16 protein-coding genes and 1 tRNA gene are annotated in these 15709 nt (G+C 73.5%); 7 read left to right on the plus strand and 10 right to left on the minus strand.

Features of this window, described 5'->3' with window-relative positions:
- Nucleotide 1: 1 nt before the first annotated feature.
- Genes IE245_RS01935 through IE245_RS01945 form a run of 3 tightly spaced genes read right to left on the minus strand, consistent with a single transcriptional unit; the run spans nt 2 to nt 2707 of the window.
- Nucleotides 2–682 carry a TrmH family RNA methyltransferase gene (locus IE245_RS01935; protein ID WP_189944792.1) on the minus strand — a complete coding sequence of 227 codons (681 nt, stop codon included), beginning with the start codon at nt 680–682 and terminating at the stop codon, nt 2–4.
- Nucleotides 679–1983, minus strand: a complete 1305-nt coding sequence (locus IE245_RS01940) for an HTTM domain-containing protein (protein ID WP_229851033.1) — start codon at nt 1981–1983, stop codon at nt 679–681. Before IE245_RS01940 ends, IE245_RS01935 begins: the two co-directional genes overlap by 4 nt.
- 28 nt (nt 1984–2011) lie before the next feature.
- Complete coding sequence (locus IE245_RS01945; RefSeq protein WP_229851034.1) at nt 2012–2707, minus strand: DUF5819 family protein; 696 nt, start codon at nt 2705–2707, stop codon at nt 2012–2014.
- Between the two features lie 163 nt (nt 2708–2870).
- Between IE245_RS01945 and paaA the strand changes: the two genes are divergently transcribed.
- The 6 genes from paaA (at nt 2871) to IE245_RS01975 (ending at nt 7738) form a co-directional block, all read left to right on the plus strand.
- Nucleotides 2871–3884: a 1,2-phenylacetyl-CoA epoxidase subunit PaaA gene (gene paaA, locus IE245_RS01950; protein ID WP_189944793.1), complete on the plus strand. Its 1014-nt coding sequence runs from the start codon at nt 2871–2873 to the stop codon at nt 3882–3884.
- The gene (paaB, locus tag IE245_RS01955) at nt 3881–4168 is read left to right on the plus strand and encodes a 1,2-phenylacetyl-CoA epoxidase subunit PaaB (RefSeq protein ID WP_030493720.1); all 288 of its coding nucleotides are present in this window, start codon (nt 3881–3883) and stop codon (nt 4166–4168) included. Before paaA ends, paaB begins: the two co-directional genes overlap by 4 nt.
- Nucleotides 4165–4935, plus strand: a complete 771-nt coding sequence (gene paaC, locus IE245_RS01960; RefSeq protein WP_189944794.1) for a 1,2-phenylacetyl-CoA epoxidase subunit PaaC — start codon at nt 4165–4167, stop codon at nt 4933–4935. The genes paaB and paaC overlap by 4 nt, the downstream gene beginning before the upstream one ends.
- The gene (gene paaD, locus IE245_RS01965; protein ID WP_189944795.1) at nt 4929–5432 is read left to right on the plus strand and encodes a 1,2-phenylacetyl-CoA epoxidase subunit PaaD; all 504 of its coding nucleotides are present in this window, start codon (nt 4929–4931) and stop codon (nt 5430–5432) included. Before paaC ends, paaD begins: the two co-directional genes overlap by 7 nt.
- Nucleotides 5433–6494 carry a 2Fe-2S iron-sulfur cluster-binding protein gene (locus IE245_RS01970; protein ID WP_189944796.1) on the plus strand — a complete coding sequence of 354 codons (1062 nt, stop codon included), beginning with the start codon at nt 5433–5435 and terminating at the stop codon, nt 6492–6494. It abuts the gene before it with no gap.
- Nucleotides 6495–6598: 104 nt separating this feature from the next.
- Nucleotides 6599–7738, plus strand: coding sequence for an acyl-CoA dehydrogenase family protein (locus IE245_RS01975; RefSeq protein ID WP_189944797.1), 1140 nt, complete (start codon nt 6599–6601; stop codon nt 7736–7738).
- A 74-nt stretch (nt 7739–7812) separates the two neighbouring features.
- Here the strand turns inward: IE245_RS01975 and IE245_RS01980 are convergent, their stop codons facing one another.
- From IE245_RS01980 to IE245_RS01995, 4 genes are all read right to left on the minus strand, one after another.
- Nucleotides 7813–8154: a rhodanese-like domain-containing protein gene (locus IE245_RS01980; RefSeq protein ID WP_189944798.1), complete on the minus strand. Its 342-nt coding sequence runs from the start codon at nt 8152–8154 to the stop codon at nt 7813–7815.
- Between the two features lie 50 nt (nt 8155–8204).
- On the minus strand, nt 8205–9071 hold the full coding sequence (locus IE245_RS01985; protein ID WP_373305245.1) for a hypothetical protein: 867 nt from the start codon (nt 9069–9071) through the stop codon (nt 8205–8207).
- 222 nt (nt 9072–9293) lie between these two features.
- A complete protein-coding gene (locus tag IE245_RS01990; RefSeq protein ID WP_189944799.1) occupies nt 9294–10736 on the minus strand; it encodes a DUF2252 domain-containing protein in 1443 nt (480 codons plus the stop codon).
- 173 nt (nt 10737–10909) lie between these two features.
- Complete coding sequence (locus IE245_RS01995; protein WP_189944800.1) at nt 10910–11998, minus strand: hypothetical protein; 1089 nt, start codon at nt 11996–11998, stop codon at nt 10910–10912.
- 110 nt (nt 11999–12108) lie between these two features.
- Here IE245_RS01995 and IE245_RS02000 point away from each other — a divergent pair, with 110 nt between their 5' ends.
- Entirely contained in the window at nt 12109–12645 is a 537-nt protein-coding gene (locus tag IE245_RS02000; protein WP_189944801.1) for a MarR family winged helix-turn-helix transcriptional regulator, read from the plus strand.
- 13 nt (nt 12646–12658) lie between these two features.
- On the opposite strand, the gene IE245_RS02005 is transcribed toward IE245_RS02000, so the two are convergent.
- The 3 genes from IE245_RS02005 to IE245_RS02015 all read right to left on the minus strand — a co-directional run bounded on the left by IE245_RS02005 (nt 12659) and on the right by IE245_RS02015 (nt 15411).
- The gene (locus IE245_RS02005; RefSeq protein ID WP_308436594.1) at nt 12659–13339 is read right to left on the minus strand and encodes a response regulator; all 681 of its coding nucleotides are present in this window, start codon (nt 13337–13339) and stop codon (nt 12659–12661) included.
- A 39-nt stretch (nt 13340–13378) separates the two neighbouring features.
- Nucleotides 13379–15178, minus strand: a complete 1800-nt coding sequence (locus IE245_RS02010) for a sensor histidine kinase (protein WP_229851035.1) — start codon at nt 15176–15178, stop codon at nt 13379–13381.
- Between the two features lie 146 nt (nt 15179–15324).
- Nucleotides 15325–15411 (minus strand) — tRNA-Leu (locus tag IE245_RS02015).
- Nucleotides 15412–15709: the final 298 nt, after the last annotated feature.

A 15709-nucleotide genomic window follows, 5' to 3' on the forward strand; every position in this document is an offset into this window, starting at 1 on the left:
CCTACTCGGGGGCCGGCACGTCGGCGTAGCGCTGGATCCAGGCGTGCATGGCGATCGCGGCGGCCGCCCCGGCGTTGATCGACCGGGTGGAGCCGAACTGGGCGATCGAGCAGACGGTCCGCACGTGGCGGCGGGCCTCCTCGGTCAGCCCCGGGCCCTCCTGTCCGAAGAGCAGGACGCAGCGGCGGGGGAGCACGGTCCGCTCCAGCGGCACCGAGCCCGGCAGGTTGTCGATGCCGATGATCGGCAGGTCCTCGGCCGCGGCCCAGGCGGTGAGCGCCTCGGTGTCGGGGTGGTGCCGCACGTGCTGGTAGCGGTCGGTGACCATGGCGCCGCGCCGGTTCCAGCGGCGGCGCCCGACGATGTGCACCTCCTTGGCCAGGAAGGCGTTGGCGGTGCGCACCACGGACCCGATGTTGAAGTCGTGGCCCCAGTTCTCCACGGCCACGTGGAAGTCGTGCCGGCGGGTGTCGAGGTCGGCGACGATCGCCTCCCGCGTCCAGTACCGGTAGGCGTCGACGACGTTGCGCCGGTCGCCCCCGGCCAGCAGTTCGCGGTCGTAGCGCGGGTCCTCGGGCCACGGCTCGGGGTGCGGGCCGACACCGACCTCGGGGCCGTACCCCTCGTCGTACTGAAGCGGCTCGGCCCCGGCCGGGACGGGGTTCTCTTCGGTGGTGCTCACCCGACGAGGGTACGGGGAGCGGCCTCGCCGCCCGTCTCCCCGCCCGGCTCCCCGTCCCGCGCGGGGCGCTGCGGGGGGAGATCCGCCGCTGCGGGCCTCCGCCGCAGCAGCCGGTCCCGGCCCCGGGTGGCGCGCGCGCCCAGCCACACCAGGAAGACGGTGGGCAGGAAGACGGCGTCGGCGGCGATCATCGCCAGCGAGAAGGCCGGAAGGCCCAGCAGCAGCGCGATGCCCGCGTGCTCCAGCATCATCGCGACGAGCAGGACGTTCTTCACCTTGCGGTGGAACAGCGTGAACGGGAAGGCGACCTGCACGATCACCGTGCCGTAGCTGAGCAGCATGACCATGATCCCGCTGGAGGCGAGGAGCTCGGAGAGCGCCGGCCAAGGCGTGAAGTAGTCCAGGTGCAGCGGGTAGAAGAGCGCGGTGCCGTCCTGCCAGCGCGAGCCCTGGATCTTGTACCAGCCGGCGGTGGCGTAGATCAGGCAGACCTCGGCCATGAGGACCACGAGGGCCGCGTTGTGGGCGAGGTTCGCCAGCACGTCCAGGAGGACGCGGGGCTCGCCGGGCGCGTACTGCTCGACGAGCCACCACAGGCCCTGCCCGAGCCAGAGCACCCAGAGCAGCACGTAGACCCACCACTCGCCGGTGACCGGGCTGAACCAGGTCGCGGCGACCAGGAACCCGCCGAGGACGACCCACAGGGCGGGGCCCGCGAGCTCGACCCGTCGGCGGGCCTCCTCGCCCCGGGCCTCCTCGCCCCGGGCCTCCTCGCCCCGGGCCGCCTCGCGGGCCGCCCGCCGGGCGTCGAGGGACCACACCTGGCCGCAGCGCAGCAGCGTGAGGTAGATCGAGACGAGGTGCACCACGTTGTCGCCGCCGTCGCCGAGGAAGACGGACCGGTTCTGCAGCGACAGCGCGCCGACCATGAAGACCACCGACACGGCCCGGGTGTGCCAGCCGAGGAGCAGCAGCACGGCGGCGACGACCGCCAGGCCGTAGACCACCTCGAACCAGAGACGCCCGTCGGACCACATGAGGACCGTGAACGCGCGGTTGTCGGCGATCAGCCGGCGGGCCAGCTCGAACGACCAGGGGCCGTCGGGGCCGTACATCTCGTGCCGGTGCGGGAACTCCCGCACCAGGAAGAACAGCCAGGTCAGCGAGAAGCCGATCCGGACGATCGCGGTCTGGTACGGGCCCAGGGCGCGCGAGGTGACGGTCTGCGCCGCCCGGGCCAGCTTGCGGTCGAAGGGCACGCGCGCCGGGGCCGCGGCCGGTGCGGGGCTGGGGACGGTCATCGGCGGGACTCCGTGCGGCTGGGGGCGTTCATCGGCTCGTCTCCGTGCGGCTGCGGTCGGCGTCGGTGATCTCCCACCAGGGCATCAGCCGGCTCGAAGGCTGGGTGGAGCGCTTCTCGGTGCTCCAGTGCGGGGAGGCCACGGGGGTGACCGTGCGGCGCAGCTGGATCCGCTCCACCGTCCCGCCGACGTCCGCGCGCGCCCCGGGACCCTCGATGCGCGTCAGCACGATCCGGCGCATGTACTCCTCCGAGAGCCGGCCCCGCATGCCCTTGGGGCGGCCCTCGTCGTCGTGCGCGTTGCCGTACCAGTCGATCGCCCGGCGCAGCTGGTTCTGCTGGGTGTGGCTCGGGAAGACGTTGCCGCGGATGTCCTCGACGTCCTGGGCGGTGAGGTCGATCCAGCCGGTGGTGCGGCGGGCGCCGTCGGCGCCGGTGACCTCGGCGCGGACCTGCACCGAGACGTTCTGCTGGAGCGGGTTCGGCGCGAAGAGCTTCCAGTTCTGCTCGAACTCGGGGTAGATCCAGTCGTCGACGGCCTGGCCGTGCTGCTTGGTGATCGTGTTCGAGGGCGCCACGTGCAGGAAGACCATGGCCAGGTGGAGGCCCGCGAGCACCGCCAGGGAGGCCAGCGCCACCGCCGCCACCACCTGGTACGGCATGGACAGCGCCAGGATCCCCCCGGTCGGCCGCCGCTCCGCGCTGCCGTCGATGTGCGCGCTCATCCCACCCCGATCCCGGGCTTCCCGACCCGATCCCGTCCCACCGAGTGCCCCGCTCGTCTGCGCCCCGATCGGAGCAGGCGGTTATCCACAGGGTTGACACCATACGGGCCGCCGACCCACCATTGAAGTCATTCAACCGAACGATCGGTCGGTAGGGGGTCCGATGACCGCAGGGACGGCAGGGACGGCAGTGACCGCGGAAGCGCCCGGCAGGGACGCCGCGGACGCGGCGGCGCAGGCCGCCCGCGAGGCGGTGTTCGACGCCGCGGTCGCAGCCGACGAGCGCATCGAGCCGCGCGACTGGATGCCGGAGGCGTACCGCGCCTCCCTCGTCCGCCAGATCGCGCAGCACGCCCACTCCGAGATCATCGGCATGCAGCCCGAGGCCAACTGGATCACCCGCGCGCCCTCGCTGCGCCGCAAGGCCATCCTCATGGCCAAGGTCCAGGACGAGGCCGGCCACGGCCTCTACCTCTACAGCGCGGCCGAGACCCTCGGCGTCAGCCGCGACGAGCTCCTCGACAAGCTCCACAGCGGCCGCCAGAAGTACTCCTCGATCTTCAACTACCCGACCCTCACCTGGGCCGACGTCGGCGCCATCGGCTGGCTCGTCGACGGCGCCGCCATCACCAACCAGGTCCCCCTCTGCCGCTGCTCCTACGGCCCGTACGCCCGGGCCATGGTCCGCGTCTGCAAGGAGGAGTCCTTCCACCAGCGCCAGGGGTACGAAGCCCTGCTCGCCCTCTCCCGGGGCACCGAGGCCCAGCACGCCATGGCCCAGGACGCGGTGGACCGCTGGTGGTGGCCGTCCCTGATGATGTTCGGCCCGCCCGACGACGTGTCGACCCACTCCACCCAGGCGATGGCCTGGAAGATCAAGCGCCACTCCAACGACGAGCTGCGCCAGCGCTTCGTCGACATCGCCGCCCCGCAGGCGGAGGCCCTCGGCCTCACCCTCCCCGACCCCGACCTGAAGTGGAACGAGGAGCGCGGGCACTACGACTTCGGCCCCATCGACTGGGACGAGTTCTGGGACGTGCTCAAGGGCAACGGCCCCTGCAACGACCAGCGGATCACCCAGCGCCGCCAGGCCCACGAGGACGGCGCCTGGGTCAGAGAGGCCGCCGCGGCCTACGCGCGCAAGCACACCGGACAGCACGGGGAGGCACAGGCATGAGCAGCGACACTTGGCCCCTGTGGGAGGTGTTCGTGCGCTCCCGCCGAGGGCTCTCCCACACCCACGCCGGCAGCCTCCACGCCCCCGACGCGGAGATGGCCCTGCGCAACGCCCGGGACCTCTACACCCGCCGCATGGAGGGCGTCTCCCTCTGGGTCGTGCCCTCCGCCGCCATCACCGCCTCCTCCCCGGACGAGAAGGACCCCTTCTTCGAACCGGCCGCCGACAAGCCCTACCGGCACCCGACGTTCTACGAGATCCCGGAGGGGGTGAAGCACCTGTGACCACCACCGACACCACCGGCACCGGCACCGGCACCACGCCCGCGCCGGCCACCGCCCCCGCCGTCACCACCGCGGCCCTCGCCCTCGGCGACGACGCCCTCGTCCTCGCCCAGCGCCTGGGGGAGTGGGCCGGCAGCGCCCCCGTCCTGGAGGAGGAGGTCGCCCTCGCCAACATCGCGCTCGACCTCCTCGGCCAGGCCCGCGTCCTCCTCTCCCTCGCCGGCGACGAGGACGAACTCGCCTTCCTCCGCGAGGAGCGCGACTTCCGCAACGTCCAGCTGGTCGAGCAGCCCAACGGCGACTTCGCCCACACCATCGCCCGCCAGCTGTACTTCTCCACCTACCAGCGGCTCCTGTACGCGGCACTGGCCGCCGACGACGGCCCGCTGGCCGGACTCGCCGCCAAGGCCGTCAAGGAAGTCGCCTACCACCAGGACCACGCCGAGCACTGGACCCTCCGCCTCGGCGACGGCACCGACGAGAGCCACCGCCGCATGCAGACCGCCTGCGACGCCCTCTGGCGGTACACCGGCGAGCTCTTCCAGCCCCTCGACGGCCTCGCCCTCGACACCACCGCCCTCGAAGCCGCCTGGCTGGACTCCGTCACCGGGATCCTCACCCGCGCCGGCCTCACCGTCCCCGCCGGCCCCCGCACCGGCGCCTGGCGCGCCGGCGCCGGCCGCCAGGGCCTCCACACCGAGCACTTCGGCCGGATGCTCGCCGAGATGCAGCACCTCCACCGCAGCCACCCGGGGGCGACATGGTGACCACCACCGCCACCCCCCTGGAGGCGGAGCTGGCCCGGATCGCCGGCGCCGTCCCCGACCCCGAGCTGCCCGTCCTCACCCTCGCCGAACTCGGCGTGCTCCGCGGCGTCCACGTCACCGGCCCCGGCCGCGTCGAGGTCGCCCTCACCCCCACCTACACCGGCTGCCCCGCCGTGGAGACGATGTCCACCGACATCGAGCACGCCCTCCACGAGCACGGCATCCCCGACGTCACCGTCGTCACCGTCCTCGCCCCCGCCTGGACCACCGACGACATCAGCGAGGAAGGCCGCCGCAAACTCACCGAGTTCGGCATCGCCCCGCCCCGCCCCCAGGGCCCCGCCGACGGCCCCGTCCCCCTCACCCTGGCCATCCGCTGCCCCCACTGCGGCTCCACGGACACCGAGCTCCTCAGCCGCTTCTCCTCCACCGCCTGCAAGGCCCTGCGCCGCTGCGTCGCCTGCCGCGAACCGTTCGACCACTTCAAGGAGCTGTAGATGTTCCACCCGCTCCCGGTGAGCCGGGTCGAGCGGCTCACCGACGACTCCGTGGCCGTCACCTTCGCGGTCCCCGACGAGCTCCGCGAGACCTTCCGGCACCGCCCCGGCCAGCACCTCGCCCTGCGCCGCACCGACGAGTCCGGCGAGGAGATCCGCCGCACCTACTCCATCTGCTCCCCCGCCGCCCCGGCCGGCGAGCGGCCCGAACTCCGCGTCGGCATCCGCCTCGTCGACGGCGGCGCCTTCTCCACCTGGGCCCTCAAGGAACTCGCCCCCGGCCACACCGTCGACGTCATGGCCCCCACCGGCCGCTTCGTCCTCGACCCGCGCCCCGGGCACTTCGCCGCCATCGCCGGCGGCAGCGGCATCACCCCGGTGCTCTCCATGGCCGCCACCCTCCTCGACCGCGAACCCGAGGCCCGGTTCTGCCTGATCCGCAGCGACCGCACCGCCGCCTCCACGATGTTCCTCGACGAGGTCGCGGACCTGAAGGACCGGCACCCCGACCGCTTCCAGCTCGTCACCGTCCTCTCCCGCGAGGAACAGCAGGCAGGCCTCCCCTCCGGCCGCCTCGACCAGGAACGGCTCGCCGACCTCCTGCCCGCCCTCCTCCCGGTCGGCACCATCGACGGCTGGTTCCTCTGCGGCCCCCTCGGCCTCGTCCAGGGCGCCGAGCGGGCCCTGCGCGGCCTCGGCGTCGACCGCGCCCGCGTCCACCAGGAGATCTTCCACGTCGACGACGGCTCGGGCCCCGCGCCCGTCCCCACCACCGACACCCCCGCCCACGCCACCCTCACGGCCACCCTCCACGGCCGCTCCGGCACCTGGCCCGTCGAGCGCGGAGAAACCCTCCTCGACACCGTCCTGCGCGCCCGCGCCGACGCCCCCTACGCCTGCAAGGGCGGCGTCTGCGGCACCTGCCGCGCCTTCGTCGTCGGCGGCGAGGTCCGCATGGACCGCAACTTCGCCCTCGAACCCGAAGAGACCGACGCCGGCTACGTCCTGGCCTGCCAGTCCCACCCGGCCACCCCCGACGTGGAGCTGGACTTCGACCGCTGAGCCCATTCCCTCCCGCTGGAACCTGTTCTGTCTTGACGGCCCGTCAGGCGCGCGCCCGACGGGCCGCCGGGAGGGGCAACGGACAGCGACGGAAGAACCGGGCCATGGACTTCACGTTCACCGAGGAGCAGCAGGCGGCCGCGGAGACGGCCCGGACCGTCTCCGCCGACGTCGCCCCCGACGCCGTACCCAGCCCCGCCCTCACCCCGGCCGCCGTCGCCGACGACCTCGACCGCCGTCTGTGGCGGCGGCTCGCCGCCACCGACCTCCTCGGCCTCCTCGTCGACCCCGAGCACGGCGGCGCCGGCCTCGACCCGATCGCCCTCTGCCTCGTCCTGCGCGAATCCGCCCGCGCCCTGGCCCGCGTCCCCCTCCTGGAGACCGCCGCCGTCACCCACGTCCTCGGGCACCACGCCCCGGCCGCCACCGCCGCCGCACTGCTGCCCGAGGCCGCCGCGGGCCGACTGGTCCTCACGGCAGCCGCCCACGGTGCCACCGGACACGAACCCGCCGAGCGGTCCGTCACCGCCCGCCCCGCCGACGACCACTGGATCCTGGACGGCACCACCGACCACGTCCCCTGGGCCCACCAGGCCGACCTGACCGCCGTCCCCGCGCACACCGCCGACGGCCGCACCGTCCTCGCCCTGCTCCGCCGCGACCAGACGGGCCTCACCCTCGACGCCCAGTACGGCACCCACGGCGAACGTCTCGCCCGGCTACGGCTCGACGGCGTCCGCCTCCCCGCCGACCGCGCCCTCGACTCCGCCGACGCCTGGCCGACGCTGCGCGCCCTGCTCACCACCGGCACCTGCGCGCTCGCCCTCGGCCTCGGCCTCGGCGAGCAGGTCCTCACCATGACGAGCCGGTACACCGGGAAGCGCGAACAGTTCGGCCACCCCATGGCCACCTTCCAGGCCGTCGCCGTCCAGGCCGCCGACCGCTACATCGACCTCCGCGCGATGGAGGCCACCCTGGGGCAGGCCGCCTGGCGCGTCACCACCGGCGCCGAAGCGGCCCTTCCCGTCGAGGCGGACCTCGCCGTCGCCAAGATCTGGGCGGCGGGAGGGGTCCGCCGCGTCGTCCAGACCGCCCAGCACCCGCACGGCGGCTTCGGAGCCGACACCGACTACCCGCTGCACCGCTACCACGCCTGGGCGAAGTACCTCGAGCTCTCCCTGGGCCCGGCCGCCGCCCACGAGGAGTCCCTGGGCGACCTCATCGCCGCCCACCCCCTGGACTGACGGCCCCGACAGAACCCGGGGCCGGCGCCCGAAGGGCCCCAGCCGCCTCAGGCACGCAAGCCGTCACAGGCGCCTCAGGCGACGAACCCGGGCCCGCCGTCCGCGACCACGGGCCGCCCGGCGCCCTCCCAGGCCACCATCCCGCCGTCGACGTTCACCGCGTCGTAGCCCTGCTGCACCAGATACTGCGTGACCTGCGCCGACCGGCCGCCGACCCGGCACATCACATAGGCGCGGCCGCGCTCGGCGAGCACCTCGCCGACCTCCGCGAACCGCGCCACGAAGTCACTCATCGGCACGTGGACCGCACCCTCGACCCGGCCGGCCGCCCACTCGTCGTCCTCCCGCACGTCGAGCACCAGGGCATCGGCGGGGACGGACGCGGCGGGCACCGACGGCAGCGGGGCGAAACTCATGGGACGACCTTCTCTCGTGTACGGCGGAACCGCCTCGACCTCGAAAAAACCTACTGCACCAGCGCGGCCAGCTCGGCCTCGCGCTCGGACACCTGACCGCGCAGCTGCTCGGCGATCTCCTCCAGCAGCCGGTCCGGGTCCTCCGGCGCCAGCCGCAGCATGGAACCGATGGCGCTCTCCTCCAGCTCCCGCGCCAGCGCGGAGAGCAGGTCCTTGCGCTGCGCCAGCCACTCCAGCCGCGCGTAGAGCTCCTCGCTCTCGCTGAGCCGCTCCTCGGCCGGCACGGGACCCGCCTCCCACTCCTCGGCGAGTTCGCGCAGCAGCGCCTCCTCGCCCCGCGCGTAGGCGGCGTTCACGCGGGTGATGAACTCCTCCCGCCGCTTCCGCTCGTCCTCCTCCCGCGCCAGGTCGGGGTGGGCCTTGCGGGCGAGCTCGCGGTAGAGCCGGCGCACCTCCTCGCTGGGCCGCACCCGCTGCGGCGGCCGCACCGGCCGCTCGGTCAGCATCGCGGCCGCCTCGGCGGAGAGCCCGTCGGAGTCGATCCAGTCGTCGAAGAGCACCTCGACCCCCGGCAGCGGCAGCACCGCGGCCCGCGCCTCCCGCGCCAGCCGCAGATCCTCCGGGTCCCCGCTCTTCTCGGCCCGCGCCTCGGCGATCGACGCGTCCAGCTCGTCGAGCCGCGCGTACATCGGCCCCAGCTTCTCGTGATGCAGCCGCGAGAAGTTCTCCACCTCGACCCGGAAGGTCTCGACCGCGATCTCGAACTCGATCAGCGCCTGCTCGGCCACCCGGACAGCCCGCTCCAACCGAGCCTCGGCCCGCTCCCCGACAGCGTCCGTACCGGCTCCGGCTCCCGCCCCCGAGTCCGCCCCCGGCTCCGGCTCCGGCTCCGGCTCCGGCTCCGGCTCCGACGGCAGGTTCGACGCCTGCTGCGGATCCCGCTGCGGGCGCGGTTCCGGCTCCGGCTCCCGGCCCTGACCCTGCTGGCCCTGCTGGTCCTGGCCCTGGTCCTCGCTCACGTTCACGCCTGCCCACGTCCTCGTTCCGGCCCGACCCCTCAAGCGTAGGTCCTCACAAGGGGGCCCTCCCCCCTCCCCTCCCCCTCCCTCCCCTTCCCCCTCGTTTCTCTCCCTCGCCTCTCAGACGCCCATTTCCGCGGCCATGCGGCCGGTGCGGATCGCCGTGAGCAGGTCGGCGTGGTCGGCGGTGGTGCGGTCGGCGTAGGCGACCGCGAAGGCGGCGACGGCCTCGTCGAACTCCTCGCTCTTGCCGCAGTAGCCGGCTATCAGGCGCGGATCGGCGCTGTGGGCGTGGGCGCGCGCGAGGAGGGCGCCGGTCATGCGGCCGTAGTCGTCGACCTGGTCGGCGGTGAGCGCGGCGGGGTCGACGCTGCCCTTGCGGTTGCGGAACTGGCGCACCTGGAAGGGGCGCCCGTCGACCGTGGTCCAGCCGAGCAGGATGTCGCTGACCACCTGCATGCGCTTCTGCCCGAGGACGACGCGCCGGCCCTCGTGGCCGGGGCCGGGGACGGAGAACCCGGCGGGCAGGTGGGGCAGGAGCACGGACGGCCGTGCTTCCTTCACCTGGAGGACGAGCGGTTCGCCACGATGGTCGAGGAGCAGGACGACGTAGGAGCGGGTGCCGACGCTGCCGGTGCCGACGACCCGGAAGGCGACGTCGTGGACGGCGTACCGGGCGAGGAGCGGGCGGCGGTCCTCGGAGACGGTGCCCAGGTATTCGCCGAGGGCTGCGGTGACGGCCGCGGCCTCGGCGTCGGGCACCCGGCGCAGGACCGGGGGAGCGTCGACGAAGCGGCGTCCGCCGCCGTCGGTCTCGGCGACGGCCTCGGTGGAGCGGGCGGCGAACCGGGCGCTGGTGTTGTTGCGGGCCTTGGCGGAGACCCGTTCCAGGGTGCCGATGAGGTCACGGGCGTCGGTGTGGGAGACGAGCTCCTCGTCGGGTATCGCGTTCCAGGCGTCGAGGGCAGGGAGCCGGGCCAGGAGGCGCATGGTGCGCCGGTAGGCGCCGACGGTGTCGAAGGCGGCGGCCCGGCAGGTGTCCTCGTCGGCGCCGACGACGCGGCCGGCGAGGACGAGGGAGGTGGCGAGTCGTTTGAGGTCCCATTCCCAGGGGCCGACGACGGTCTCGTCGAAGTCGTTGAGGTCCATCACGAGCCGGCCGCGGGCGTCGCCGTAGAGGCCGAAGTTGGCGGCGTGGGCGTCGCCGCAGAGCTGTGCGGCGACGCCGGTGACGGGGGTTCCGGTGAGGTCGTGGGCCATGAGGCCGGCGGAGCCGCGCAGGAAGGCGAAGGGGTTGGCTGCCATGCGGCCGACGCGGATGGGGGTGAGTTCGGGGACCCGGCCGCGGCTGGACTCCTCGACGGCGCGGGCGGCGTCGGGGCGTCCGGCGGGGAGGGTGAGGGCGGCGTGGGAGGCGCGGGGGACGACGGCGCGCAGCTGCTTGCCGCGGTCCTTGGCGGAGTGTTCCGCGCTGCCGCGCCGTACGAATCCGGGCACGTGCGGGATGCGCTCCGCGTCCGTTCCGTCACGCTGTCCGGGCATGACTGCCTGGATCTCGCCCATGGGACGACCTCCCCCGATGACTGGCCGGACAGTGCGTCCGACGACTTCGGGACCTGACGGTACAGCCGGTCTTGATCACCCGTCTCCCCCTGTGGACAGCTACCTGTGGACAACCATCGAGCCCCTGGTCAGCCGGACCCAGGGGGTCGGACGAGGCAGAGAGATCAGCTGGGTCAGACGGCGACGGCCTCTTCCATTTCCTCTTCCGCGTCCTCGCTTCCCTCCTCCTTCGTCCTCTGCTTCGTCATCTCCTTCGTCGCCTTCTCGGTGGCCGCTTCCGTGGTGGGGGCGTTGCGTGCGGCCTCGGTACGCCCGGCGAGGGTGACGAGGGCGATTCCGGCCAGGAGCCAGAGGGCGAGGACGAGGAGGTGCCCGCCGAGGGCGTGTCCGTCGAAGTAGACGTGGCTGCGGATGCCCTCGACGAGGCCGGCGCCGTTCCAGAAGGCGTGCAGGGAGCCGAAGAGGCCGGGCTGGAGCTCGGGGCGGTAGATGCCGCCGGAGCTCGTGAAGTTGAGCATGACGAAGAGGACCATCACGCCGAGCGTGGTCCAGCGGCGGAGATAGGTGTGGAGACCGATGCCGATGAGGAGGATGCCGGCGGCGTAGAGCCAGGAGAGCGCCCAGACGCCGGCGAGGCCGTGGTCGACGAGGTGGAAGACGGGGCCGGCGAAGAGGGTGCCGATGAGGCTGACGACGAGGGCGGTGCCGATGGCGAGGAGGGCGCGGATCCGCATGGGGAGCGCGGCTCCGGCCGCGCCGATGACGGCGACGGAGGCGTAGGCGCCGATGCTGACGGCGACGAGCAGGAAGAAGACGCCCTGGCCGGTGGGGTCGCCGGAGGCGGTGGGGGCGAGGTCGGTGACCTGGAGGGGGGCGTCCTGCCCGGCGGCGACCTTGGTGAAGACCTTCTCGACGGCCATGGCGCTGGTGTCGGAGGAGGCGGAGGCGACGAGGAGTTCGGGGTGGTCGCCGGGGACGTAGGCGCCGTAGCTGTCCTGGTGGAGGAGGGCGGTGGCGGCGGTGGCGCGGTCGGGGACGGTGCGGACGTCGAGGGCGCCGTCGGCCTTGTCGTGGAGGGTCTGGGCGAGGACCTGGGTGGCGGGTCCGGATCCGACGATGTCGACGCGGAGGTCGTGGGGCTGGGGGGCGTGGAAGGCGCCGAGGTAGGCGAGGCCCATGCCCAGGCACATGAGGAGGGGGGTGAGGAGGTGCCCGAGGACGTGCCGCAGGGCGCCGGTGGTGGGGTTCGGTCCTGTGGACACCGTGACCTCCGAGACAGGCGGTTGACGAGATGGTTGGCTTTTACAACCAAAGAACCGTTGTACTATACAACTGAAATCGCATGCCGGGCCAGCTCGCCGAGGGAGCCCCTATGTCCGACGCCCCCACCGACGCGCCGACCGACCCCCCGCGCGAGGCCCCCGACGACGTATCGCCCCACGTCCCGACCGACGCGCCGGCCGACCCCCCGCGCGAGGCCTCCCTGGACGTCATCCAGCGGGAGCTGACCGCCTTCGCGCGCCGGGCCCGGGCCGCCGCGGCCCGCGTCCATCCGGAGATCCCGCTGGTCTCGTACACGCTCCTGTCCCACATCGAGGACCGGCGCGGCTGCCGCGCCACGGATCTCGCGGCGCACTACCTGCTGGACAAGTCGACGGTCAGCCGGCAGCTGGCCGGTCTGGAGAAGCTGGGTCTGGTGGAGCGCCGGCCCGCCCCCGAGGACCACCGGGTGCAGGTGCTGCACCCGACGGAGGCCGGTCTCGCGGTGCTCGCCACCGCGCAGGCGAACCGCCGCGCCGCCTACCAGGAGCGCCTGAAGGACTGGTCAGGCGAGGACCTGGACCGGTTCGCCGGCTATCTGCTCCGCTACAACGCCGCGGGCCCGGACGGCCTGCCCGACCCCGACTGATCCTCCCGGGCGGCTACAGCCCCGCGTCACGGGCGAGCAGCGCCGCCTGGACCCGGTTCTCGCACTGGAGTTTGGCGAGGATCCGGCTGACGTAGGTCTTCACGGTCGCCTCGCTCATGTGGAGCCGGCGGCCCGCGTCGGCGTTGGAGAGGCCCTCGCCGAGGACCGCGAGGACGTCGCGCTCCTTCTCGCCGAGCGCGGCGATACGGCTGCGGGCCTCCTCGGCGCGGGCGGTCTCGCGGCCGGAGGCGAGCCGTTCGACGACGTGCCGGGTCGCCGCGGGCGAGAGGTAGGCGTCGCCCGCGGCCGCGGCCCGTACGGCTCCGATCAGTTCGGCGGGCGCGGTGTCCTTCAGCAGGAAGCCGGCGCTGCCGTGTTCCAGGGCACGCAGCACGTTCTCCCGCTCGCCGAAGGTCGTCAGGATGATCACCCGGGCCGCCGGCGCGGCCCTGCGCAGCTCCGGCAGGGCCGAGAGCCCGTCGAGGACCGGCATCTGGATGTCGAGCAGCACGACGTCGGCGGCGTGCGCGCGGGCCGCGTCGACGGCCTCGCGGCCGTTCGCGGCCTCCGCGACCACGTGGATGTCCGGATCGGAGTTGAGGATCATCCGGATCCCCGCCCTGATCAGCGGCTCGTCGTCGGCGACCACGACCTTGACGGCCCGTCCGGACCGTCCCGTCCGCTCTGACAGCACTGCGCCTCCCCCAACGCTTCGGTACGGGCCGCCGGGGCGCTACTGCCTCACGACGTACGACTTCTTCTCGATCAGCTTGCCGTCCTTGAAGCAGAACCGGAAAACGGGGTCCTCCTCGAACGCCTCGCCCATCTCGGTGGAGAGCACGACGAGGCAGTCGGCGCCCTCGGGTCTGGCGGGTCCGCCCTTGTCGCTGACGCCCAGCACGCCGAGGGAGCCGGGGTCGGGGAGGGAGGACCGGACGTCGGCCTCGGCCGCGCCGACCTCGATCGACTCGTACGTGTCGGGGGTGACCATGGAGTCCTGGAAGGATCCGACGAGGTGGTAGAGGCCGAAGCCGGCGGCGACGAGCAGGACGACGAGCGCCGCGAAGGCGATGCCGCAGCCGAGCGCGATCGATGCCCCGGTGCTCCGTGTCTTGCCCCCGTGCAGCGCCATCGCCAACTCCCGTTCCGTGAAGGTCCAGTCGGGCTCTCCGACCGGTACGGAACGACCTTTCCTCCCGAAGGGCTTCGCCGACTGCTGCCGGAAGTCGTCGGCCGCGTCGACGAAAGGCGCCGATTCGCCGCTCGGAGCGGAGCCGTACGGCAGCATCCCGGCGACCCGGAACCCGCCGCCGTCGGCGGGGCCCGCGTGGCACATGCCGCCGACGAGCCGGGCCCGTTCGACGAGTCCCGCCAGCCCCTGGCCACCGCTGACGACGCCCTCCGCGGGGCCGCCGACCGGCTCCTCGTTGAAGATCTCGACGACGAACGTATCGGGCTCGTAGCGCAGTTCGACGCTGATGGGGGCGCCCGGCGCGTACTTGTACGCGTTGGTGAGCGCTTCCTGCGCCATGCGGTACGCGGCGTGGCCGGCGGCCGGCTCCAAGGGCCGCTCGTCGCCGATCCGCCGCAGCTCCACCCGGGTCCCGGCGGCGCGCGCCGAGGCGACGAGTCCTTCGATGCCGGCGATCCCCCGGGCCGCCCGCCCGCTCTCGTCCCCGGCGGCCACGGGCCCGGTGTCGGGGTCGGGGGCCTCGGTGCCGTCCCGGAGTATGCCGACGACCTCCCGCAGTTCGTGCATGGCGGTCACGGACGCGTTCCGGAGGACGCCGACGACCTCGCGCTGCCGGTCGTTCAGCTCGCGGTCCACCTCCAGGGCGCCGGTGTGCACGGCGATCAGGGCGAGTTGGTGCCCGAGGCTGTCGTGCATGTCCTGGGCGATGCGCTGCCGCTCCCTCAGCCGGGCGTTCCGCCCGATCATCGCCCGCTCGCTCACCAGCCGCACGTTGCGCTCCTGGAGCGCGTGCAGGAGGGTGCGGCGCTGGGCCCAGTAGCGGTGGGCGAGTCCGGGCGCGAGGGTGGTCCCCAGGTAGTAGAGGGTCGCCATGAACGCGAGGGTCAGCAGCCGCTGCTTGTCCCAGCCGACGAGCAGGGTGGCGCCGACGTTGAGGACGTAGGCGGCGATGTACGCGTGCAGGGCCCGGCCGACCCCGACGATGTGGCCGCCGGCGGACCAGCCGAGGACGAGCAGCAGCGGGCCGAGGCCGGGGACGACGGGGGCGAGACCGGCCGTGACGACGAGCACGCTGGCGGGGAAGCGGCGGCGCAGCAGCGACAGCACGGCTGCGGCGACGGCGACGGCGACGAGCTGTGCGCCCTCGCCGCCGAGCAGCTCCTCGGTGCCGGCGGCGAGCAGCGCGACGACGGCGGTGAGGGCCGCCTCGCCGACGGTCCTGCGCCGTGACCATTCCCCGGCGGGCGCGAGCCATCTCCACGCGGCGGCCGCCCTGGACCCGATCCCGCGGCGCCGCCCGGCCTCCGTCTTCGCCGCCGTTCCCACCCTCGTCGCTTCCACGCTCGCACCCTAGGCAGCGCGGCCGGTTCGGAGCGTCCCTCTTTCGTCGCGGCCCGGAACGACGAAAGACGAGGCGTCACATGCGCCGCTTCCGCGCCCGGACAACGCGGAAGCCCCGTAGGTCTGGGACCTACGGGGCTTCCGTCTGGTGCGCGAGGGGGGAGTTGAACCCCCACGCCCTTTCGGGCACTGGAACCTGAATCCAGCGCGTCTGCCTATTCCGCCACCCGCGCATTGGGTGATCTCCCGGTCTCTCACCTTTCGGTGCGAGCGCCTGGCGACATCTGAAGATTAGCACGTCGCAGACGGTGGATTCACATCCGTTGTTTCGGCCCCCCTCGGGCCGAACAGAGGAGAGGGAGAAGAAGACCTCGACGCCCGGCCGACCCGACGAGGAGACGGAGCGAACCGTGACGAGGAGACGGAGCGACCGCCGGGAGGGGAGCCGGGACGCGGGCAGGAGGCGGGAGGCCGGGGGCAGGAGGCGGGAGGCCGGGGGCAGGAGGCGGGAGGCCGGGGGCAGGAGGCGGG

This window comes from Streptomyces roseolus (genome assembly GCF_014649855.1).
GTDB classification, from domain to species: domain Bacteria; phylum Actinomycetota; class Actinomycetes; order Streptomycetales; family Streptomycetaceae; genus Streptomyces; species Streptomyces roseolus.